This window comes from Enterobacter cloacae complex sp. I2, assembly GCF_014896205.1.
GTDB lineage: Bacteria > Pseudomonadota > Gammaproteobacteria > Enterobacterales > Enterobacteriaceae > Enterobacter > Enterobacter quasihormaechei.
In genome coordinates, this window is sequence record NZ_JADBRA010000001.1 from 209,727 (window position 1) to 231,393 (window position 21,667).

Sequence of the window (21,667 nt, forward strand, 5' to 3'; positions counted from 1 at the left end):
CCTTATTTCAGCGGCGAGTTCTTGCGCTCAATGCTGTAACGCTCAAGCTCTTTGTACGGCACCACCTGGCTTTTCTTCTTACGCACGTCCACCACCGTCATGCGGTCGGTGCAGGAGTAGCACGGATCGAGGCTGCCGATGATCAGCGGCGCGTCAGAGACCGTGTTGCCGCGCAGCATATAGCGCAGGGTAGGCCAGTTGGCGTAGGTCGCCGCACGACAGCGCCAGCGGTAGAGCTTCTGATTGTCGCCGGTCATGCTCCAGTGGATATCATCCCCGCGCGGCGCTTCGGCAAAGCCGAGGGCAAAGCGGTTTGGAATATAGGTGAAACCTTCCACCATCAACGGACCGCCCGGCAGGTTGTCCAGGCCGAAGTCGATCATGTTCAGGGCGGTGTAGACCTCGTTGATCCGCACCTTGAGGCGAGAAATCACGTCGCAGCCCTGTTCGCTGTGCACGGTCATCGGCAGCAGGCCGTAGCCGACGAACGGGTGATCGGCGCGGGTGTCGCGGGCGTGGCCGCTGGCGCGCACCATCGGGCCGACGTTGCTGAAGTCGCGGGCAATTTCAGGATCAAGACGACCAATCCCGACGGTGCGCTGCTCGATGTTTGGCGTGCTGAGCAGCATGTCCACCAGTTCCTGCACGTCGCGACGCATCTGCTGCGCCAGCTGGCGGGTCTTGATCATGTCGTCTTTCAGCAGGTCGCGGCGGATCCCGCCGATCAGGTTCAGGCCGTAGGTTTTACGCGCCCCGGTGAGAATTTCCGCCATTTTCATCGACGCTTCGCGCACGCGAAAGAACTGCATAAACCCGGAGTCAAAACCGACGAAGTGGCAGGCCAGGCCGAGGTTCAGCAGGTGCGAGTGCAGGCGCTCCACCTCCAGCAAAATAGCGCGGATCATCTGCGCGCGCTCCGGCACCACGATCCCCATGCCGTTTTCCACCGAGGTGGTGTAGGCGGTGCTGTGGGCGAAGCCGCAGATGCCGCACACGCGGTCTGAGAGGAACGTGACCTCGTTGTAGCCCATGCGGGTTTCCGCCAGCTTCTCCATGCCGCGGTGAACGTAGAACAGGCGGTAGTCGGCGTCGATGATGTTTTCGCCGTCGACGAACAGGCGGAAGTGGCCCGGTTCGTCAGAGGTGACGTGCAGCGGGCCGATCGGCACCACGTTGTTCTTCTTGCTGCCCAGCTCGTTGATGAACTCGTAGGTTTCGCTGTCGGTGGTCGGGGCCGGACGCTGGCGGTAGTCCATGCTGTCCTTGCGCAGCGGATAGAGTTCATCCGGCCAGTCATCCGGCAGCACCAGACGACGCTCGTCCGGCAGGCCGACCGGCACCAGGCCGTACATGTCGCGCACCTCGCGCTCGCCCCAGACGGCGGCAGGAACGCGCGGCGTCACGGACGGGTATTCCGGCTTATTCGGGTCGACCTCGACGCGCACGGTGAGCCAGCACTTCTCGCCCTGCTCCATCGACATCACGTAATACACCGCATAGTTGCCGCAGAGCTGGCGCTCGTCGTTGCCAAACAGCACCGACAGCCACCCGCCCTGCCGGTAGTAAAGAAACTCCACTACTTCCGGCAGATAGTTCACCTTTACGGTAATGGTTACCTGGTCTTTGGTTTGCCAGGATTCCTCCAGCACCACGCCGGGGAAGGCCTGATGCAACGCGGCGAGATACTGCTGACCTTTCTTTTCTTCAGACATAAATACTCTCTTTAATCACGCCACCAGCAAGGAGACGAACGCTAAAAATGCAAAACCAAAACCGGCCCAGGTGATGCGCGAGGTTGCCGCAAAACGCAGACGCGCCATGCTGTTCTCAAACAGGGCGATGACCAGCACGCCGATAATCAGCTTGAGCGCGGCCACCACCACGGCCAGCAGCAGGCCGCCCGCAGAGAAGTGCGTCATCTGCCCCCACGGGAAGAAAACGCCCACGAACATCTGCAACACGACGAGCTGCTTCAGGCTGATGCCCCACTTCAGCACCGCAAAGCCGTAGCCGCTGTACTCGGTAAGCGGCCCTTCCTGTAGCTCCTGCTCCGCTTCCGCGAGATCGAATGGCAGCTTGCCCATCTCAATAAACGTGGCAAACGCGCAGGCGCAGAGTGCCAGCACCAGCGGGATGGAGCGGGCCACCGGCCAGTGGTAAACGGTGTCGGTGATTAAGCTAATGTGGGTCGAACCTGCAACCTGCGCGGCCACCCACAGCCCCAGCAGCAGGATCGGCTCCACCAGCACGCCGAGCATCGCCTCGCGGCTGGCGCCGATCCCGGTAAACGGGCTGCCGGTATCCAGGCCCGCAATCGCAAAGAAGAAGCGCGCGATAGCGAAGAGGTAGATGAGCGTGATCAGATCGCCGAGCACCGGCAGCGGCGAGCCTACCGTGATCACCGGCAGCGCGGTGGCGATGGTCAGCATCACGCCGACCATCACAAACGGCGTCAGGCGGAACACCCAGCCTGCGGCATCCGGCGCGACGCTCTGGCGGGAGAGCAGCTTGAAAAGATCGCGGTACTCCTGGAGCACGCCAGGCCCGCGACGGTTATGCATTCGGGCGCGCGCCACGCGCGTGATGCCCGACAGCAGCGGCGCGGCGGCGAACAGCACCAGCGCCTGAAGAATTGCCAGTAACAGACTCATGTCAGGCTCCTCGTGAAATCACAATCACCACCAGCACCGCCAGTTCGATCAGCGCCAGTCGGCGGAACAGCACGGGCACGGCAGCGCTCTGCCAGCCCGGCACCCAGCCCTGCGGATTAAGCCACTGGCGCAGCTTCAGCACGGCGGCAAAGTTCTCCTTCACCGGCATGGCAAAACCGTGGGCGGTGATAACCATCGACGGCTCGTGTTCGTAACCGCAGGCCCACGCCGCGCCGCGCGAGCGGGAGGCGAGACGGTCGCGTCTGAAGAACAGCATCAGCACGAACGGCAGCAGCGGTGCGGCAATCAGCAGCAGCGCCATCATCGGCTGGGAAACGACGGTATGCGCCGTCGCCAGCGGCAGCGGAATGGCGTGGCCCAGCAGCGGCAGCAGCCACGGCGCGGCAACCCCGCCCGCGATGCAGCACAGCGCCAGCGCGACCACGCTGGTGGTCATCAGTACCGGGGCGCAGCAGGCGTTTTCCGCTTCGCGGGTGCGCGGCGCGCCGAGGAAGGTGACGCCGTAGACCTTCGCCATGCACATCACCGCCAGCGCGCCGGTGATCGCCAGGCCCACCGCCAGCAGCGGGCCGAGTAAACGCCCGATAAACGCGTCGCTCTGGCCGAGCGCGAAGAAGGACTGGTAAATCACCCACTCTCCGGCAAAGCCGTTCAGCGGCGGCAGCGCGGCCATCGCCATCAGCCCCACCAGCATCGCCAGCGAAATGACGGGCATCTTTTTGCCTATGCCGCCGAGCTTTTCGATATCGCGGTGCCCGGTGCGGAACCAGACGCTGCCCGCGCCGAGGAACAGGGTGCTTTTAAACAGGCTATGGTTGACGAGGTGATACAGACCGCCGATAAACCCGGCGGCAATCAGCGCCGGCTGGTTGAGCGCCAGCCCGGTGACGCCCGCGCCCATGCCGAGCAGGATAATCCCGATGTTTTCCAGGGTGTGGTACGCCAGCAGGCGCTGGATGTTGTGCTCCATCAGGGCGTACAGCCCGCCGACAAAGGCGGTGATCATCCCCGCAATCAGCAGCGCCACGCCCCACCACAGCGGCGGCTGACCGCCCGTCAGGGTTATCATAAGAACGCCGAACAGACCGACCTTCATTACCACCGTCGAAAACAGCGCGGCGGCAGGCGCAGAGGCGTTCGCATGCGCCTGCGGAACCCAGCCGTGCAGCGGGATAATCCCGGCCAGCAGGCCAAAGCCGACGACGCCCAGCAGCCAGACGTCGTTGCCCAGCGTCTGGCCGTTAAGCGCGGCAAAGTCCAGGGTGCCGAAACGCTGCCACACCAGCCAGCAGGCCAGCGCCAGCAGCAGCGTGCCGAGGCGTCCGAGTGCAAACCACAGCTTGCCGGAGGCGCTGCATCCGGTCAGGAACACGCCGCACAGCGCCATGATTTCGGCCATCACCACCAGCGCGCCAAGGTTGCTGGCGATAACCGTGCAGACTGCGGCGGCCATCAGCAGGTTAACCAGCAGGCCGTTCGCTTTGGTCTGCTGATGGCGGTGCCAGTCGATATTAAACAGGCTGATAAACAGCCCGCACAGGCCAAAGGTCACCAGCCAGATGGCGTTCAGCGGCGTGAGTTCAACGGCGTGGTGAATCAGCGGAAGGGTTGTGTCGACGGGTTGGCCGTCGATCAGGACAACGCCGCCCGCCGCCAGCGTCAACAGGCTGCCGACCGCCCCGCCGATGCCGGCAATCCAGCCGCTCAACGTTTTATGGAAGGAGACGATCGGCGCCAGGACCGCGGCGGCAGCAAACCAGGCCACGCCGCTGGTCATCATTACTATCGCGTTCATTTCGCCCCCTCGTTTAGCGCCCGCAGCAGCGAAAGATCGCCGACGTCGGTATTAATGGTCAGCTCGCGCTTACGCTTGCTGGTGCGGGCAATATCGCGAATGTTAACCAGGACCAGCGCCCGGGTCGGGCAGGTCCGCACGCAGGCCGGACCCTGCTCATCAAAGCTGCACAGGTCGCACTTCACCGCGACGGCGCGCACGCCCGGCACCCAGTCCAGCAGCGTGCTCACGCGTGCCGGAGCCGGTGGCGCAGGCGGCGCTTTCGGGGTGTTGGCATTCGCCGGAATATGCAGCGGACGGCTGCCGGAAAATTCAATGGCACCGAACGGACAGGCGATGGCGCACAGCTTGCAGCTCACGCACAGGCTTTCGTTCAGCTGCACTGCGCCATCGACGCGGGTGATGGCGTTGACGGGACAGACACCCGCGCACGGGGCATCTTCACAGTGGTGACAGAGCTGCGGGGCAGACTCTTTCTCATTACGCATGACGCGCAGGCGCGGCATGGACTGGAGCCCGTGCAGGCGGTGCGTTTCCGAGCACGCCGCCTCACAGGTCCGACAGCCAATACAGACCGTCGAGTCAGCAATTACAAAACGGTTCACCGGGCAATCCTCTGGTGATGGTCATTTTTGACGAAAAAAACTGTCTTATCGACACTTCTCGACACGCGTTTTTCAGGCCACGTTCGCTGAGGATTTTCCGTCGATCAGCTGTTTCAGGTTGATCGGCCGATCATGCTCAACGGCGGCGTAGAGGCCGTTGTAAACCGGCGCGATTTTCTCCAGATAGTGCTCCAGCACCTGCTGGCGATCGCGGTTGCTGACGTGACCGTCCACCATGCCGTCGGCCATCAGCTGCGCCCGGGCGATGCAGTGCCTGTCGCCCTCTTTCGTCTCGACGTAGTACTCAATCGTGTGGCTGTTGAAGGTCTCCGCCAGGGTGACGTAAATCGTAAAGTGTCCGAACAGCACAAAGCGCATGTCCCCCTGCGCTGCACAGCTCATGGCGTGATGCAGGTGGGCCTTCGACAGCGTAATCCCCTGGATCAGTGAATTGCAGTACAGGTGCCATTGCTCCTGGAGCTGCTGATGACGTTGCGCGATGTAATCCGCTTTTTCGCTAATTTCCCAAATAGTCATAAAAGGTATCCGGTTAATGGAGTTAGCGGCTGTTAAGCAGATTTCGTGCCAGTTTTTAATTTATTGATTTAAATGAATTTTACAGGAAAGCATACTGTCACCGCCGCGGTGTCGACGTGTCATTTCGACAGCGTTGACATCGTCACGCCGTAGCCAAAACCAAGTTGGCACCGTTATTGCATTGAAGGGGCAATTCATTAAGGAGGCGTCATGCACGAAATCACCCTCTGCCAGCGGGCCCTGGAACTTATCGAACAGCAGGCTGTGCAGAACCACGCAAAACGCGTGACCGGCGTCTGGCTGAAGGTCGGCGCCTTTTCCTGCGTCGAGACCAGCGCCCTCACCTTCTGTTTTGAACTGGTGTGCCGCGGCACGCTGGCGGAAGGCTGCGCGCTGCATATCGAGGAGCAGCAGGCAGAGTGCTGGTGCGAGCAGTGTCAGCAGTACGTCACGCTGCTTTCATCGAAGGTGCAGCGTTGTCCGCAGTGCCAGAGCAGCGGGCTGCGCATCGTGGCGGATGACGGCATGCAGATCCAGCGCCTCGAAATCGAGAAGGAGTAAGTTATGTGTAGTACCTGCGGTTGCGCCGAAGGCAACCTGTATATAGAAGGGGATGAACACCGTCCTCACTCCGCGTTTCGCTCCGCGCCCTTTTCCCCTGCCCCGCGTCCCGCGGCGGCACTGACCGGCATCACCTTTGCGCCGCAGCGTTCCGACGCGGGCGACCTGCATTACGGCCACGGCGAAGCGGGTACCCACGCGCCGGGCATGAGCCAGCGCCAGATGCTGGAGGTGGAGATCGACGTGCTGGACAAAAATAACCATCTCGCCGCCCGCAACCGCGCCCGCTTTGCGGCCCGTCAACAGCTGGTGCTCAACCTGGTCTCCAGCCCCGGCTCCGGTAAAACCACCCTGCTGACCGAAACCCTCAAACGGCTGAACCAACGCATCTCCTGCGCGGTGATCGAAGGCGATCAGCAAACCGTTAACGACGCGGCGCGCATCCGCGAAACCGGCACGCCCGCCATTCAGGTTAACACCGGCAAGGGCTGTCACCTGGATGCGCAGATGATTGCCGACGCCGCCCCGCGCCTGCCGCTGGAAGCGCACGGCATTCTGTTTATCGAAAACGTCGGCAACCTGGTGTGTCCGGCAAGCTTCGACCTTGGCGAACGGCATAAAGTGGCGGTGCTCTCCGTTACGGAAGGAGAGGACAAGCCGCTGAAGTATCCGCATATGTTTGCCGCCGCCTCCCTCATGCTGCTGAACAAAGTCGACCTGCTGCCGTACCTCAACTTCGACGTGGATAAGTGCGTGGCTTACGCCCGGGAAGTGAACCCGGACATTGAGATCCTGCTGGTTTCCGCCACGCGCGGTGACGGGATGGGCGCCTGGCTGAACTGGCTGGAGAGCGAACGATGTGCATAGGCGTTCCCGGACAAATTCATTCCATTGACGGCAATCAGGCCAGGGTAGAAGTCTGCGGCATCCTTCGCGATGTCGACCTGACGCTGGTGGGCAGCCACGACGAAACCGGCGCATCGCGTCTCGGTCAGTGGGTGCTGGTCCACGTGGGGTTTGCGATGAGCGTGATTAATGAGCAGGAAGCCCGCGACACGCTGGACGCGCTACAGAATATGTTCGACGTTGAGCCGGACGTGGGCGCCCTGCTGTATGGGGAGGAACGATAACACATGCGTTACGTTGATGAATATCGCGCACCTGAGCGGGTGTTGCAGCTTATCGATCGCCTAAAATCCCGCGCGTCGCTGCTGGACTATACGGCAGACCGGCCGCTGCGGATCATGGAAGTCTGCGGCGGCCACACCCACGCCATCTTCAAATTTGGCCTCGACCAGCTGCTGCCGGAGAACATCGAGTTTATCCACGGCCCCGGCTGTCCGGTGTGCGTGCTGCCGATGGGGCGCATCGACAGCTGTCTCGACATCGCCAGCCGGCCCGGCGTGATTTTTTGCACCTTTGGCGACGCGATGCGCGTGCCGGGGAAAAATGGCTCGCTGCTCCAGGCAAAGGCGCGGGGCGCGGACGTGCGGATTGTCTACTCCCCGATGGATGCCCTGACGCTGGCAGAGGCTAACCCTGACCGCAAGGTCGTCTTTTTCGGGCTGGGTTTTGAAACCACCATGCCCGCCACCGCCATCACCCTCCAGCAGGCAAAAGCCCGCAACGTCACTAATTTTTTCTTATTCTGCCAGCACATCACGCTGATCCCCACGCTGCGCAGCCTGCTTGACGCGCCGGATAACGGCATCGACGCGTTTCTGGCGCCGGGCCACGTCAGCATGGTCATCGGCACAGACGCCTACGGTTTTATTGCTGAACAGTACAATCGTCCGTTAGTGGTGGCTGGATTCGAGCCACTTGATCTACTGCAAGGCGTAGCCATGCTGGTTGAGCAGAAAATAGCGTCCCTGAGCGCGGTGGAAAACCAGTACCGCCGCGTGGTGCCCGATGCGGGAAATGGACGGGCGCAGCAGGCGATTGCCGACGTGTTTAGCGTTGAGGGCGACAGCGAGTGGCGCGGGCTGGGGCTGATTGCGGAATCCGGCGTGCGCCTGACACCTGCCTATCGCGAATTTGATGCCGAAGCGCACTTCCGCCCTCAGCCGCAGCAGGTGTGCGACGATCCCCGGGCCCGCTGCGGCGAGGTGCTTACCGGCAAATGCAAACCTCATCACTGCCCGCTATTTGGCAACACCTGTAACCCGCAAACCGCGTTTGGCGCGCTGATGGTCTCCTCCGAAGGGGCATGCGCCGCGTGGTATCACTATCGCAACCAGGAGTGTGAAGCATGAACACGGTGGAAATGGCGCACGGAAGCGGTGGACAGGCGATGCAGCAGCTGATTAACCGGCTGTTCATGGATGCCTTTAATAACCCCTGGCTCGCCGAGCAGGAGGATCAGGCGCGCATCGCGCTCTCAACCCTCACCGCACACGGCGACCGGCTGGCGTTCTCCACCGACAGCTACGTGATTGACCCGCTATTCTTCCCCGGCGGCGATATTGGCAAGCTCGCCGTCTGCGGTACGGCCAACGACGTGGCCGTCAGCGGCGCCATTCCGCGCTACCTCTCGTGCGGGTTTATCCTCGAAGAAGGATTACCGATGGAGACGCTTGCGGCAGTGGTCAACAGCATGGCGCACACCGCCCGCGAGGCGGGGATCGCTATCGTGACCGGGGATACCAAGGTGGTCCAGCGCGGCGCGGCCGATAAGCTCTTCATCAACACCGCCGGCATGGGGGCGATCCCTGCCGACATTCACTGGGGCGCGCAGCGGCTTTCCGTGGGCGACGTGCTGATCTTCAGCGGAACGCTGGGCTGCCACGGGGCAACCATCCTGAACCTGCGCGAAGGCCTGGGCCTGGACGGCGATCTGCGCAGTGACTGCGCAGTCCTCACGCCGCTGATCCAGACGCTGCGAACGGTGCCCGGCGTAAAAGCGCTGCGCGACGCCACCCGCGGCGGTGTCAATGCCGTGGTGCATGAGTTTGCCGCCAGCAGTGGCTGTGGTATTGAGCTTAACGAGCGCAGCCTGCCCGTCAGGCCTGCCGTTCGCGGCCTGTGCGAACTGCTGGGACTTGACCCGCTTAACTTTGCCAACGAGGGCAAGCTGGTGATTGGCGTGGAACGCCAGTCTGCCGGGGCGGTGCTGGAGCAGCTACGTGCCCATCCTTCAGGGAAAGAGGCCGCCATTATAGGTGAAGTGGTTGAGCGCAAAGGGGTGCGCCTGACCGGGCTATACGGCGTGAAGCGCACGCTGGATCTGCCGCACGCTGAACCGTTACCCCGAATTTGCTAGACCGCGCCAAAAGCGGTCAGCGCTGACGTTTTTTTTGCCAGTTTCTATTGGAAAGCAATAATGCCGTATACACCGATGAGCGATCTTGGACAGCAGGGCCTGTTTGACATCACGCGCATACTTTTACAACAGCCCGACCTTGGCGCATTGAGCGATGCCCTGACCCGGCTGGTCAGGCAGTCAGCGCTGGCGGACAGCGCCGCCATTGTGCTCTGGCATAGCGCAACCCACCGCGCGAGCTATTTCTCAACGCGTGATAACGGCAAAATCTTCGAATATGAAGATGAAACGTTTCTGGCCCACGGCCCGGTGCGGCGTATTCTCTCCCGCCCGGAAGCCCTGCACTGCAATTTTGACCAGTTTCGCCAGGCCTGGCCGAAGCTGGCAGAGAGCAACCTTTATCATCCGTTCGGCCACTACAGCATGCTGCCGCTGGCGGTGGAGGGGCAAATTTTTGGCGGCTGCGAGTTTATCCGCACTACCGACCAGCCCTGGACCGAGGCGGAGTACGAGCGGTTGCATACCTTCACGCAGATTGTGTCCGTCGTGGCAGAGCAGATCCAAAGCCGCGTCACCAATAACGTGGATTACGACCTGCTGAGCCGCGAGCGCGATAACTTCCGTATTCTGGTCGCCATCACCAATGCCGTACTCTCGCGTCTCGATATGGACGAGCTGGTGAGCGAAGTCGCCAAAGAGATCCATCACTATTTCAGGATCGACGCCATCAGCATCGCGCTGCGCGGGAACCGGAAAGGCAAGCTGAACATCTACTCCACCCACTACCTTGATGAAGCTAACCCGGCGCACGAGCAGAGCGAGGTGGACGAAGCGGGAACCTTGTCTGAACGGGTATTTAAAAGCAAAGAGATCCTGCTGCTGAACCTCAGCGAGCAGGATCCGGTAGCACCCTACGAGCGGATGCTGTTTAACACCTGGGGCAACAAGATCCAGACCCTGTGCCTGCTGCCGCTGATGTCCGGCAACACCATGCTCGGCGTGCTCAAACTGGCGCAGTGCGATGAAGCCGTATTCACCACCGCCAACCTGAAGCTGCTGCGCCAGATCGCCGAGCGTATCTCCATCGCGCTGGATAACGCCCTCGCCTATCAGGAGATCCACCGCCTGAAAGAGCGGCTGGTGGACGAAAACCTGGCGCTGACCGAGCAGCTCAACAACGTGGACAGCGAGTTTGGCGAAATCATCGGGCGTAGCGATGCCATGTACAGCGTGCTTAAGCAGGTGGAGATGGTGGCGCAGAGCGACAGCACGGTGCTGATCCTCGGTGAAACCGGCACCGGGAAAGAGCTGATTGCCCGGGCGATCCACAACCTGAGTAACCGCAACAGCCGCCGGATGGTGAAGATGAACTGCGCGGCGATGCCAGCTGGCTTGCTGGAAAGCGATCTGTTCGGCCACGAGCGCGGCGCCTTTACCGGCGCCAGCAGCCAGCGGCTGGGCCGTTTTGAACTGGCGGATAAAAGCTCTTTGTTCCTCGACGAAGTGGGCGATATGCCGCTGGAGCTTCAGCCCAAGCTGCTGCGCGTTTTGCAGGAGCAGGAGTTTGAGCGTCTCGGCAGCAATAAGCTGATCCAGACCGACGTGCGTCTGATTGCCGCCACCAACCGCGATCTGAAAAAAATGGTCGCCGACCGCGAGTTTCGCAGCGATCTTTACTATCGCCTGAACGTCTTCCCGATTTGCCTGCCGCCGCTGCGCGAGCGCCCGGAAGATATCCCCCTGCTGGTGAAGGCCTTTACCGCGAAGATTGCCCGCCGGATGGGGCGGAATATCGACAGTATTCCTGCTGAAACGCTACGTACCCTTTCGGCGATGGAGTGGCCGGGGAACGTGCGCGAGCTGGAAAACGTCATTGAGCGCGCGGTACTGCTGACGCGCGGGAACGTCCTTCAGCTCTCTTTGCCTGAGGTCACCCATCAGGAAGCCCCCACGCTTTCGGCAGAAGTCGCGCAGGAAGGCGAAGATGAATATCAGCTGATTTTGCGCGTACTGAAAGAGACCAACGGTGTGGTAGCCGGACCGAAAGGCGCGGCGCAACGGCTTGGGCTGAAGCGCACCACCCTGCTCTCGCGCATGAAGCGTCTGGGAATTGATAAAGAGAGCCTGATTTAACCCGTCATTCCGGCGCCGTTCATGGCGCCGCCTTTCATTACTCTGCGTAATTGTTCCACATTGACACAATATATTTTCCTCTGTATAAAATTCCGCCTTAATAATGCGTTTCATTTGCATCAACATAATTTTAATGAAGGGTAGCGTTTAATGAAAAAGGTTCTCTGTGCGTTAGGCCTGACGGTTGCATCAATGAGTACAGCTCTGGCTACCACGTATCCGCTCACGATAGAAAACTGCGGGTATAAAGAGACATTCACCAAAGCGCCCGAGCGCGTCGTTGCCCTGGGTCAGAATACCGTTGAGATTTTGTTGCTGCTGGGTCTGGAAGATAAGGTGAAAGCCAGCGCGTTCTGGCCGACCAAAGTCTTGCCGCAGCTGGCGGAGCAGAATGCCAAAATCAACACCCTGACGGTAGAAATCCCGACCCTTGAATCCATCCTTTCGCAAAACCCCGACTTCGTACCTGCTCAGCTGCCGCTGCTGCTCGGACCGGAAAGCAAAGTTGCCAAACGAGAAGATCTGGCGACCGTGGGGGTAAACAGCTACCTGTCGCCGGGCATGTGCGCCACCAAAAAAGCAGCGGGCGACATGTACGGCAGCCGTCAGAAGCTGTGGGACATGACCTACCTTTATAAAGAGATCGAAGATTTCGCTAAAATTTTCAACGTCGAAGCGCGCGGCCAGGCCGTTATCGCCGATTTCAAAAAACGTGAAGCAGACCTGCGCCAGGAATTTGGCAAAAACAAAAAAGACCTCTCCTTTGTTTTCTGGTTCTCAAGCTCCTCGCCTTCGGCTGACGCCTATGTAGGCGGTAAAAACAGTGCCTCCGGCTTTATTGCCAACGTGCTGGGCGGCCATAACGCCATTACTTCTGAGACCGAATGGCCGACCGTGGGCTGGGAAAGCATTATTGCCGCCAATCCGGACGTGATTGTGGTTTCAAGCCTGGATCGTAACCGCTGGGCACTGGATAACGCCGAAGAAAAAATCAAATTCCTGAAAAGCGATCCTGCCGTCAGCCAGCTCGACGCGGTGAAGAAAGGTCATATCGTGATAATGGATGGTCAGGCCATGAACCCGACGATCCGCACGCTTTACGGTGCTGAACAGGTCGGCGAACAGCTCAGAAAACTGGGACTGAACTGATGACCACCGCCGTACTTCAGATGCGTCAGGGCGTATTCCTGACCGCGTCGTGCCTGCTCGCGTTCGTGCTGCTGTTTCTGGCGATCGCCTTTGGCGTGAGCCTCGGCGAGCTGTCTATCCCGCTGAACAACGTGTTCTACGCCATCAGCAATAAGCTGGGGCTGACCGACGTTCCGCTCAACCGCATCTATGAGAGCGTGATCTGGGACTTTCGCCTCAGCCGGGCGCTGGTGGCAGCGTGCTGCGGCGCCGGGTTAGCCATTTGCGGCGCCGTGCTGCAAAGCCTGTTGAAGAATGCGCTGGCGGAACCTTACGTGCTCGGCGTCTCGGCGGGGGCGTCAACGGGCGCAGTCTCGGTCGTCGTGTTGGGTCTCGGCACCGGCGCGGTGTCCCTTTCTGCGGGTGCGTTTGCCGGGGCGTTCGCCGCCTTTGCGTTTGTCGCCTTTCTGACGAACGGCGCGCGCGGCGGCAATGAACGTACCATTCTGGCGGGCGTGGCGGCCTCTCAGCTGTTTAACGCCATTACCGCCTATACCATCAGCACCTCTGCCAGCGCACAGCAGGCGCGCGACGTGATGTTCTGGCTGCTGGGCAGCTTTAGCGGCGTACGCTGGCCTGAGTTTCAGCTGGCGCTGGTGGTCGTGCTGGCGGGGCTTGCCGTCTGTCTTTACTACTCCCGCGCGCTGGACGCCTTTACCTTTGGTGATGATGCCGCCGCCTCGCTGGGCATTGCCGTGCCCTGGGTGCGCCTGGCCTTGTTCACCACCACGGCCCTCATCACCGCGACCATCGTCAGTATGGCGGGCTCGATTGGTTTTGTGGGGCTGGTCGTGCCGCACGTTATGCGTTTCCTGTTCGGGCCGCTGCACCGCACGCTGCTGATTGCCAGCGCGCTGGCGGGGGCGATCCTGATGGTGCTGGCCGACATCGCCTCGCGGATGCTGATTGCCCCGCAAAGCCTGCCGGTTGGCGTCGTTACCGCGCTGGTGGGCGTACCGTTCTTCGCCGTGATTATCTACCGCTCAAGGAATAAATGATGAGCATCTGCGCCGACAATATCACCTGGAAGGTAGGTAAAAAGGTTATCGTGAATAATGTTTCGCTGAAGGTTTCCCAGGGCGAAACGGTGGGTCTGCTTGGCCCTAACGGCTGCGGTAAATCCTCGCTGTTGCGCATTCTGGCGGGCCTGCGTCGCCCGGATGCCGGATGCGTAACGCTCGACGGACAGGACATTGCCCGCATCGCCAAAAAGCAGCTGGCGCGCCGCGTGGCGTTTGTTGAACAGCACGGAATGACCGACGCCAATATGCGCGTGCGTGACGTGGTCAAACTGGGGCGTATTCCGCACCACTCCCCCTTCTCGAACTGGAGCGCGCAGGATGACGAAACCGTCACCGCCGCCCTGCAACGCGTGGATATGCTGGATCGCAGCGAACAGGGCTGGCTGAGCTTATCCGGCGGCGAGCGTCAGCGGGTACATATCGCCCGCGCCCTGGCGCAAACGCCTACCGAGATCCTGCTGGATGAACCGACCAATCACCTGGACATTCATCACCAGATGCAGCTCATGCAGCTCATCAGCGAGCTGCCGGTGACCAGCATCGTCGCCATTCACGATCTTAATCACGCGTCCATGTTCTGCGATTCGCTGATCGTGATGCAGCAAGGGCAGATTGTAGCGACCGGAACCCCGCAGGCCATTTTATCCGAGGAACTCCTCTGGGACGTATTCAGAGTGAAAACCAGAATCGAGATCTCGCCGTACCACGGCAAAAAGCACATTCATTTTATCGTGTAGGGACAAGTTAAAATGATGCCTCTTCGCCCTGCCACCACCCTCTGGCCGCCCGTTCTGCTGGGCAGCCAGTTTGTGTTTAATATCGGCTTTTACGCGGTCGTTCCCTTCCTGGCGATCTTCTTACGTGACGATATGCTGCTCTCCGGCGGGCTGATCGGGCTGGTGCTGGGGCTGCGCACCTTCTCCCAGCAAGGAATGTTTATTGTCGGCGGCGCGCTTTCAGACCGGTTTGGCGCGAAGAGCGTGATCCTCAGCGGCTGCATTGTCCGCGTGGCGGGTTATCTGCTGCTGGCCTTTGGGCAATCGCTGTGGCCCATCATTCTGGGGGCCTGTCTGACGGGCATTGGCGGCGCGCTGTTCTCACCGTCAATAGAAGCCCTGCTGGCAAAAGCGGGAACGCAAAGTGAGGCAACGGGTAAACGCAGCCGTGCGGAGTGGTTTGCGCTGTTTGCGGTGTGCGGTGAACTCGGCGCCGTACTCGGCCCGGTGATGGGTGCCCTGCTGACGGGGCTGGGTTTTCGCCAGGTTGCGCTCGCTGGCGCAGGGATATTTATCGTTGCGCTGGTGGTGCTCTTTTTCTGCCTGCCTGCAGCGCCCCACAGCACGAAGCCGCTGAAAATTCTGCCCTGGTGGACGACGTTCCGTCAGCCGCGTTTCGTCGCCTTTATCATTGCCTACAGCTCATGGCTGTTAAGCTATAACCAGCTTTATCTGGCGCTGCCGGTGGAGATCCAGCGCGCCGGTGGCAACGAGAAAGACCTGGGACCGCTGTTTATGCTGGCCTCAGTGCTGATTATTGTGCTGCAATTGCCCCTCGCCCGCTTCGCCCGAAAAGTGGGTGCGGTGAGGATTTTACCTGTGGGCTTTTTGCTGCTCTCCGCCTCGTTTGCCAGCGTGGCGCTCTTTGCGGCGACTGAGCCACCGGAAGGCTGGCTGCGCCTGCTGCCCTCCGCAAGCCTCGTCACGCTGTTAACGCTCGGACAGATGTTGCTGGTGCCGTCGGCAAAAGATTTGATCCCATATTTTGCCGAGGAGTCGACGCTTGGGGCGCACTATGGCGCGCTCTCCACCGCCGGCGGCGTTGCGGTGCTGGCGGGGAATTTAGGGTTAGGCAGTCTGCTGGACAAGGCGCTGGTGCCCTCAACGCAAGCCATTTACCCCTGGCTGCTGCTGGCGGTATTTCCGCTGTGTAGCGCCGTCGCCCTGAGCGTGATTTGTCGCCCATTGCAGCGCTGAGTCAATTATTTTTTGGGCCGATACTTTTCCGGTAATTCCGGCACCGGACGGCGATCGTCGATCAGATGACGGATAGTCAGAATCGGATGACGCCATAACATCCGTGGCCCTGCCCAGCGCATCACCTTCTTCATCTCTTCCCGTCTGGCGGGCTGATAGCAGTGTACAGGGCACTGTTTGCAGGCGGGCTTTTCCTCACCGAACACGCATTTATCCAGCCGCTTATCGGCATACGCCTTCAGCGCCTGATAATGTCCTTCTTCCCTTGAAGCCTCAGGACACTGGCGTTCATACAGCGCGATCATTCTGGCGATCGTCTTTTTTTCGCGTGAAATACGTTTACCGGACATGACGTCGTCCTCACCAATAAAGTGTATTTATAATACCTTTTTATCTGCGCATTTTCAGTCATTGCATTCCAATTTCTGAAGCGTCCTTCCAGAATTACCCGTCCCCCCGCTGCTTTTTACTGGTATTTTATACAGGCATGAAGTACTACCTTTGCCCTGTTAACCGGAGAGCCTATGCAGCAGATCGCGATCGCCAAACCCTATCGTCACTTAAAAGTGGGTTACTTCAGAAAACGTCATGAAGATCGTAAAACGAAAATCCCAAAACGCTACAGCGTACACGCCGCGCTGAGCCTGAAGGGCGACTGGCTTGAAAAGGCGGGGTTTACCACCAACTCTCAGGTTCGGGTGGGCGTCGAGCACGGGAAAATCGTCATTGAATTGATGGCGGAAGAAGCCTCGTAAAGTCGTGACTTTTTTCTGCGCCGCACCTTTTTTTCATGCGACAATAGAAGGAACAATCGGCCATTGAGCCGCTCAAAGCGTAATATTTTCAAAGAAATGGATATCATAACTCCATGAGCACAATCGACAATTTCGACGCACATACGCCGATGATGCAGCAGTATCTGAAGCTGAAAGCACAGCATCCAGAAATTCTGCTGTTTTACCGTATGGGCGATTTTTACGAGCTTTTTTATGACGATGCGAAACGTGCGTCTCAGCTGCTCGACATTTCCCTGACGAAACGTGGCGCGTCGGCAGGTGAGCCGATCCCGATGGCGGGCATCCCGCATCACGCGGTTGAAAACTATCTGGCGAAACTGGTGAACCAGGGCGAGTCTGTCGCCATCTGCGAACAAATTGGCGACCCGGCAACGTCGAAAGGCCCCGTTGAGCGCAAGGTCGTGCGCATCGTCACGCCGGGGACCATCAGCGATGAAGCCCTGCTTCAGGAGCGCCAGGATAATCTGCTGGCGGCCATCTGGCAGGACGGTAAAGGGTTTGGCTACGCCACGCTGGACATCAGCTCCGGTCGTTTTCGCCTGAGTGAACCGGCTGACCGTGAAACCATGGCGGCCGAGCTACAGCGCACCAATCCGGCAGAACTGCTTTACGCAGAGGATTTCGCCGAGATGGCGCTGATCGAAGGCCGCCGCGGCCTGCGTCGTCGTCCACTGTGGGAGTTCGAAATTGATACCGCGCGTCAGCAGCTGAACCTGCAATTTGGCACGCGCGATTTGATTGGCTTTGGCGTGGAAAATGCACCGCGCGGGCTGTGTGCAGCAGGCTGCCTGTTGCAGTACGTGAAGGATACGCAGCGTACCGCCCTGCCCCATATCCGTTCCATTACCATGGAGCGTCAGCAGGACAGCATCATCATGGATGCCGCCACGCGCCGCAACCTGGAGATCACACAGAACCTCGCTGGCGGCATTGAAAACACGCTGGCGTCGGTGCTCGACAGCACGGTTACCCCAATGGGCAGCCGTATGCTTAAACGCTGGCTGCATATGCCGATTCGCAATACCGAAACGCTCATCGGCCGCCAGCAAACCATTGCCGCATTGCAGGATCGTTACACCGAGTTGCAGCCGGTGCTGCGTCAGGTGGGTGATCTTGAGCGAATCCTTGCACGTCTGGCATTGCGCACCGCGCGTCCACGCGATCTCGCCCGTATGCGTCACGCTTTCCAGCAGTTGCCGGAACTGCGCGCTCAGCTGGAAGAAGTCGACAGCGCGCCGGTGCAAAAGCTTCGCGAAACAATGGGCGAATTTAACGAGCTTCGCGAGCTGCTGGAACGCGCCATCATTGATGCGCCACCTGTTCTGGTGCGCGATGGCGGCGTCATTGCACCGGGTTACAACGAAGAGCTGGACGAATGGCGCGCGCTGGCCGATGGCGCGACGGATTATCTGGATAAGCTGGAAATCCGCGAGCGTGAACGTCTGGGGCTCGATACCCTTAAAGTCGGCTACAACGCCGTGCACGGCTACTATATCCAGATCAGTCGTGGCCAGAGCCACCTGGCACCGATTCACTACGTTCGCCGCCAGACGCTGAAAAACGCCGAGCGCTATATTATTCCCGAGCTGAAAGAGTACGAGGACAAAGTTCTCACGTCGAAAGGTAAAGCGCTGGCGCTGGAAAAACAGCTTTATGACGAGCTGTTCGATATCCTGATGCCGCACCTGGCTGACCTGCAACAGAGCGCCGCCGCGCTGGCCGAGCTGGATGTGCTGGTAAATCTGGCCGAGCGCGCCGAGACGCTGAATTACACCTGCCCAGCCTTCACTGACAAACCCGGCATTCGCATTACCGAAGGCCGACACCCGGTGGTTGAGCAGGTGCTGAACGAGCCATTTATTGCCAACCCGTTGAACCTGTCACCGCAGCGAAGAATGCTGATCATTACCGGCCCCAACATGGGCGGTAAAAGTACCTATATGCGCCAGACAGCCCTCATCGCGCTGCTCGCCTATATTGGCAGCTACGTTCCTGCGCAGAAGGTTGAGATTGGTCCTGTCGACCGAATCTTCACACGCGTGGGTGCGGCGGACGATCTGGCGAGCGGTCGCTCCACCTTTATGGTCGAGATGACCGAAACCGCCAACATACTGCATAACGCTACAGAGAACAGTCTGGTGTTGATGGATGAAGTGGGACGCGGTACGTCCACCTATGACGGCCTGTCTCTGGCCTGGGCGTGTGCGGAAAGTCTGGCAAATAAAATCAAGGCGCTGACGCTGTTCGCGACTCACTATTTCGAACTGACACAGCTGCCAGAGAAAATGGAAGGCGTGGCTAACGTCCATCTTGATGCGCTTGAGCACGGCGATACCATCGCCTTTATGCACACGGTGCAGGACGGCGCGGCAAGCAAGAGTTATGGCCTGGCCGTCGCCGCGCTGGCGGGCGTGCCGAAAGAGGTGATTAAGCGCGCGCGTCAGAAATTGCGTGAGCTGGAAAGTTTGTCACCGAATGCGGCAGCCACGCAGATAGATGGCACGCAGATGTCGCTGCTGGCGGCCCCGGAAGAGACGTCTCCGGCCGTGGAAGCGCTGGAAAACCTGGATCCGGACTCGCTGACGCCGCGTCAGGCGCTGGAGTGGATTTATCGGCTGAAGAGTCTGGTTTAGTTCTATGCGGTCTGTTTTGCCGGGTGGCGGCTTCGCCTTACCCGGCCTACAAAACCCGTAGGCCCGGTAAGCGCAGCGCCACCGGGCTTTTTCTTTACAGCAGAGGCGGGATCGTCGGCACCTGCGGTGCCTCGTCAATATCCTTCTGCGTCATACGGAATGCTTCAGGATAGTGTTCACGGCTGGTCCGGCGCAGCGGTTCGGTATTGCGCCAGGTATACAGACAGTGCTGACACTGGTATACCGTCCAGACACCTTTCACCGGTGATGTTGCCATTACTTCAATATGTTCATCGGCACAACGTGGACAAATCATTTTTTCCTCCTTATTGACGTGCCGCCAGCATCGCGGTCAGTTTTTCGGCCCAGGCTTTGGTTTCAGGGAGATCCTGTACCGGCTGGCTGTAGTGGCCACGGTTGTCCGGGGCGACAGGCGTGGTGGCATCAATGATCAGCTTGTCAGTGATCCCCGCCGGGCTGGAGCCGGGGTCAAGCTCCAGCACAGACATATTCGGTAGCTGTACCAGATCGCCCGCCGGATTGACTTTTGATGACAGCGCCCACATCACCTGCGGCAGGTTAAACGGATCGACGTCCTCATCCACCATAATCACCATCTTCACGTAGCCCAGACCGTGCGGCGTGGTCATGGCGCGGAGCCCGACCGCACGAGCAAAACCGCCGTACCGTTTTTTGGTGGAGATAATCGCCAGCAGGCCGTGTGTGTACATGGCGTTAACCGCCTGCACTTCCGGGAATTCTGCCTTCAGCTGCTGATAAAGCGGCACGCAGGTGGCGGGCCCCATCAGATAATCAATTTCGGTCCACGGCATCCCCAGGTAGAGAGATTCGAAAATGGGTTTGGTACGGTAAGACACTTTATCGATGCGCACGACCGTCATGTTGCGTCCACCGGAATAGTGCCCGGTAAACTCGCCGAATGGCCCTTCAATCTCGCGTTTCCGGCCTTCAATCACCCCTTCCAGGATCACTTCTGACCCCCACGGCACATCGAAACCGGTCAGCGGGGCCGTCGCAATCGGATACGGGCTTTCGCGTAGCGCGCCGGCCATCTCATATTCGGACTGATCGTATTTCAGCGGCGTGGCACCCATCAGGGTGATGATCGGATCGTTACCCAACGTAATCGCAATGGGCAGATCTTCGCCGCGCTCTTCGGCCTTATGCAGATGCAGCGCGATATCATGCATCGGCACCGGTTGCAGGCCGAGCTTACGCTTGCCCTTCACTTCCATCCGATAAATACCGACGTTCTGCTTGCCGAAGTGATCGGGGTCGAGCGGATCGCGCGAGACAACGCACGCTTTATCAAGATAAAAACCCCCGTCGCCGTCGTTCAGGCGGAACAGCGGCAGAATGTCGAACAGGTTGATGTCTTCTCCGTCAACCGTATTCTCCGCCCAGGCCGGGTTTGCACGACGCTCTGGCGCGACGGGGAATGTGTCCCAGCGACGAATAAACTCGTCGATCTGTTTTTTCACCGGGGTATTCGCCGGCAGCCCCATCGAAATGGCGTGGTTTTGCCACGAGCCGATGGTGTTCACCACCACGCGGGCATCGGTGAAGCCGCGGATATTATCGAACCACAGCGCAGGCGCGCCATCGCCAATGCGCCCGGTAGCGTTGGCGGCCGCCGCCAGATCCGGCTCCGCGTTAACCTCTTCCTCAATTTTAAGCAGCTGCCCTTGCTCATCGAGCGCCTGCAAGAAGCTTCTCAAATCATCAAATGCCATCGTTATTCTCCTGTGAAAAATGTTTCGCCGCCTGCAAACCCTTCCAGCGTCGGGCTTTTTTATGCTCCAGACCAAACTGGTCGAGCACCCGTGTCACGATGTGCTGGGTGATGTCATCGGCGGTTTGCGGGTGGTTGTAGTACGCAGGCATAGGCGGCACCATCGCCACGCCCATGCGTGAAAGGGCAAGCATGTTCTCAAGATGAATAGTGCTGAGCGGCGTTTCACGAGGAACGAGCACCAGCTTGCGCCCCTCTTTCAGCACCACGTCTGCCGCACGTCCCACCAGCCCTTCGGCGTAGCCCGCGCGGATACCCGCCAGCGTTTTCATGCTGCACGGGATGACGATCATGCCGTCGGTGCGAAACGAGCCGGAGGAGATGGTGGCAGCCTGATCGGCAGGGCTATGAACGACATCCGCCAGTGCGGCAACGTCATGCGCGGTGAAGGGGGTTTCCAGCTCAATCGTGGTTTTTGCCCACTTTGACATCACCAGATGCGTTTCCACCTCAGGCATTTCCCGCAGCGCCTGCAACAGCGCCACGCCTAATGGCGCACCCGTCGCGCCCGTCATTCCTACAATCAGTCTCATTCAGCACCTCAATAAACTCGTTCGTATACGAACATATTAAGTAAACTACTCCTGGATCCTGCGCCTGACAAGATCGTTCGTACACGATCACACTTATCGCTAAAAACTCTCGCGTTAAAATTCAGGCCGAGAGCGGCTATCAT

Annotated in this window: 21 protein-coding genes; 12 read left to right on the forward strand and 9 right to left on the reverse strand. The window is 59.6% G+C overall.

Features of this window, described 5'->3' with window-relative positions; all coding sequences use genetic code 11:
* Window positions 1-2: 2 nt before the first annotated feature.
* From hycE to hycA, 5 genes are all read right to left on the reverse strand, one after another.
* Entirely contained in the window at window positions 3-1,712 is a 1,710-nt protein-coding gene (gene hycE / locus IM300_RS01100) for a formate hydrogenlyase subunit HycE (RefSeq protein ID WP_112792752.1), read from the reverse strand.
* A gap of 15 nt (window positions 1,713-1,727) precedes the next feature.
* A complete protein-coding gene (locus IM300_RS01105) occupies window positions 1,728-2,651 on the reverse strand; it encodes a respiratory chain complex I subunit 1 family protein (RefSeq protein WP_112792751.1) in 924 nt (307 codons plus the stop codon).
* 1 nt (window position 2,652) lies between these two features.
* Window positions 2,653-4,467 carry a formate hydrogenlyase subunit 3 gene (gene hycC, locus IM300_RS01110; protein ID WP_193034912.1) on the reverse strand — a complete coding sequence of 605 codons (1,815 nt, stop codon included), beginning with the start codon at window positions 4,465-4,467 and terminating at the stop codon, window positions 2,653-2,655.
* Complete coding sequence (locus tag IM300_RS01115) at window positions 4,464-5,072, reverse strand: 4Fe-4S dicluster domain-containing protein (RefSeq protein WP_063451863.1); 609 nt, start codon at window positions 5,070-5,072, stop codon at window positions 4,464-4,466. The genes hycC and IM300_RS01115 overlap by 4 nt, the downstream gene beginning before the upstream one ends.
* 72 nt (window positions 5,073-5,144) lie before the next feature.
* Window positions 5,145-5,609, reverse strand: a complete 465-nt coding sequence (gene hycA / locus IM300_RS01120; protein ID WP_063451864.1) for a formate hydrogenlyase regulator HycA — start codon at window positions 5,607-5,609, stop codon at window positions 5,145-5,147.
* A gap of 210 nt (window positions 5,610-5,819) precedes the next feature.
* Here hycA and hypA point away from each other — a divergent pair, with 210 nt between their 5' ends.
* The 10 genes from hypA to IM300_RS01170 all read left to right on the forward strand — a co-directional run bounded on the left by hypA (window position 5,820) and on the right by IM300_RS01170 (window position 15,748).
* Window positions 5,820-6,170, forward strand: coding sequence for a hydrogenase maturation nickel metallochaperone HypA (hypA, locus tag IM300_RS01125; protein WP_022649168.1), 351 nt, complete (start codon window positions 5,820-5,822; stop codon window positions 6,168-6,170).
* A gap of 3 nt (window positions 6,171-6,173) precedes the next feature.
* Window positions 6,174-7,037 (forward strand): hydrogenase nickel incorporation protein HypB, encoded by an 864-nt coding sequence (gene hypB / locus IM300_RS01130; protein WP_193034914.1) that lies wholly within the window; start codon window positions 6,174-6,176, stop codon window positions 7,035-7,037.
* Window positions 7,028-7,300 (forward strand): HypC/HybG/HupF family hydrogenase formation chaperone, encoded by a 273-nt coding sequence (locus IM300_RS01135; RefSeq protein WP_193034916.1) that lies wholly within the window; start codon window positions 7,028-7,030, stop codon window positions 7,298-7,300. Before hypB ends, IM300_RS01135 begins: the two co-directional genes overlap by 10 nt.
* A gap of 3 nt (window positions 7,301-7,303) precedes the next feature.
* The gene (gene hypD / locus IM300_RS01140) at window positions 7,304-8,425 is read left to right on the forward strand and encodes a hydrogenase formation protein HypD (RefSeq protein WP_193034918.1); all 1,122 of its coding nucleotides are present in this window, start codon (window positions 7,304-7,306) and stop codon (window positions 8,423-8,425) included.
* A complete protein-coding gene (hypE, locus tag IM300_RS01145) occupies window positions 8,422-9,432 on the forward strand; it encodes a hydrogenase expression/formation protein HypE (protein WP_193034920.1) in 1,011 nt (336 codons plus the stop codon). The genes hypD and hypE overlap by 4 nt, the downstream gene beginning before the upstream one ends.
* Window positions 9,433-9,492: 60 nt before the next feature.
* Window positions 9,493-11,565 carry a formate hydrogenlyase transcriptional activator FlhA gene (gene flhA / locus IM300_RS01150; protein WP_063451870.1) on the forward strand — a complete coding sequence of 691 codons (2,073 nt, stop codon included), beginning with the start codon at window positions 9,493-9,495 and terminating at the stop codon, window positions 11,563-11,565.
* A gap of 150 nt (window positions 11,566-11,715) precedes the next feature.
* A complete protein-coding gene (locus IM300_RS01155) occupies window positions 11,716-12,714 on the forward strand; it encodes an ABC transporter substrate-binding protein (protein ID WP_131636297.1) in 999 nt (332 codons plus the stop codon).
* Window positions 12,714-13,751 carry an iron ABC transporter permease gene (locus IM300_RS01160; protein ID WP_063869386.1) on the forward strand — a complete coding sequence of 346 codons (1,038 nt, stop codon included), beginning with the start codon at window positions 12,714-12,716 and terminating at the stop codon, window positions 13,749-13,751. The genes IM300_RS01155 and IM300_RS01160 overlap by 1 nt, the downstream gene beginning before the upstream one ends.
* Window positions 13,751-14,512 (forward strand): ABC transporter ATP-binding protein, encoded by a 762-nt coding sequence (locus IM300_RS01165; protein ID WP_102750418.1) that lies wholly within the window; start codon window positions 13,751-13,753, stop codon window positions 14,510-14,512. Before IM300_RS01160 ends, IM300_RS01165 begins: the two co-directional genes overlap by 1 nt.
* 15 nt (window positions 14,513-14,527) lie before the next feature.
* Window positions 14,528-15,748: an MFS transporter gene (locus IM300_RS01170; RefSeq protein WP_193035097.1), complete on the forward strand. Its 1,221-nt coding sequence runs from the start codon at window positions 14,528-14,530 to the stop codon at window positions 15,746-15,748.
* A 5-nt stretch (window positions 15,749-15,753) separates the two neighbouring features.
* Here IM300_RS01170 and IM300_RS01175 read toward each other — a convergent pair whose 3' ends face one another.
* Window positions 15,754-16,098 carry a nitrous oxide-stimulated promoter family protein gene (locus IM300_RS01175; protein ID WP_193034922.1) on the reverse strand — a complete coding sequence of 115 codons (345 nt, stop codon included), beginning with the start codon at window positions 16,096-16,098 and terminating at the stop codon, window positions 15,754-15,756.
* A 174-nt stretch (window positions 16,099-16,272) separates the two neighbouring features.
* Between IM300_RS01175 and IM300_RS01180 the strand changes: the two genes are divergently transcribed.
* Window positions 16,273-16,503 carry a SymE family type I addiction module toxin gene (locus IM300_RS01180; protein ID WP_063869382.1) on the forward strand — a complete coding sequence of 77 codons (231 nt, stop codon included), beginning with the start codon at window positions 16,273-16,275 and terminating at the stop codon, window positions 16,501-16,503.
* 113 nt (window positions 16,504-16,616) lie between these two features.
* Entirely contained in the window at window positions 16,617-19,178 is a 2,562-nt protein-coding gene (gene mutS / locus IM300_RS01185) for a DNA mismatch repair protein MutS (RefSeq protein WP_107533607.1), read from the forward strand.
* A 94-nt stretch (window positions 19,179-19,272) separates the two neighbouring features.
* Here the strand turns inward: mutS and IM300_RS01190 are convergent, their stop codons facing one another.
* Genes IM300_RS01190 through IM300_RS01200 form a run of 3 tightly spaced genes read right to left on the reverse strand, consistent with a single transcriptional unit; the run spans window position 19,273 to window position 21,524 of the window.
* Window positions 19,273-19,494, reverse strand: a complete 222-nt coding sequence (locus IM300_RS01190) for a non-oxidative hydroxyarylic acid decarboxylases subunit D (protein WP_033146398.1) — start codon at window positions 19,492-19,494, stop codon at window positions 19,273-19,275.
* Between the two features lie 10 nt (window positions 19,495-19,504).
* On the reverse strand, window positions 19,505-20,932 hold the full coding sequence (locus tag IM300_RS01195; protein ID WP_193034924.1) for a non-oxidative hydroxyarylic acid decarboxylases subunit C: 1,428 nt from the start codon (window positions 20,930-20,932) through the stop codon (window positions 19,505-19,507).
* Window positions 20,922-21,524, reverse strand: a complete 603-nt coding sequence (locus tag IM300_RS01200; RefSeq protein WP_063451878.1) for a non-oxidative hydroxyarylic acid decarboxylases subunit B — start codon at window positions 21,522-21,524, stop codon at window positions 20,922-20,924. Before IM300_RS01200 ends, IM300_RS01195 begins: the two co-directional genes overlap by 11 nt.
* Between the last annotated feature and the right edge of the window lie 143 nt (window positions 21,525-21,667).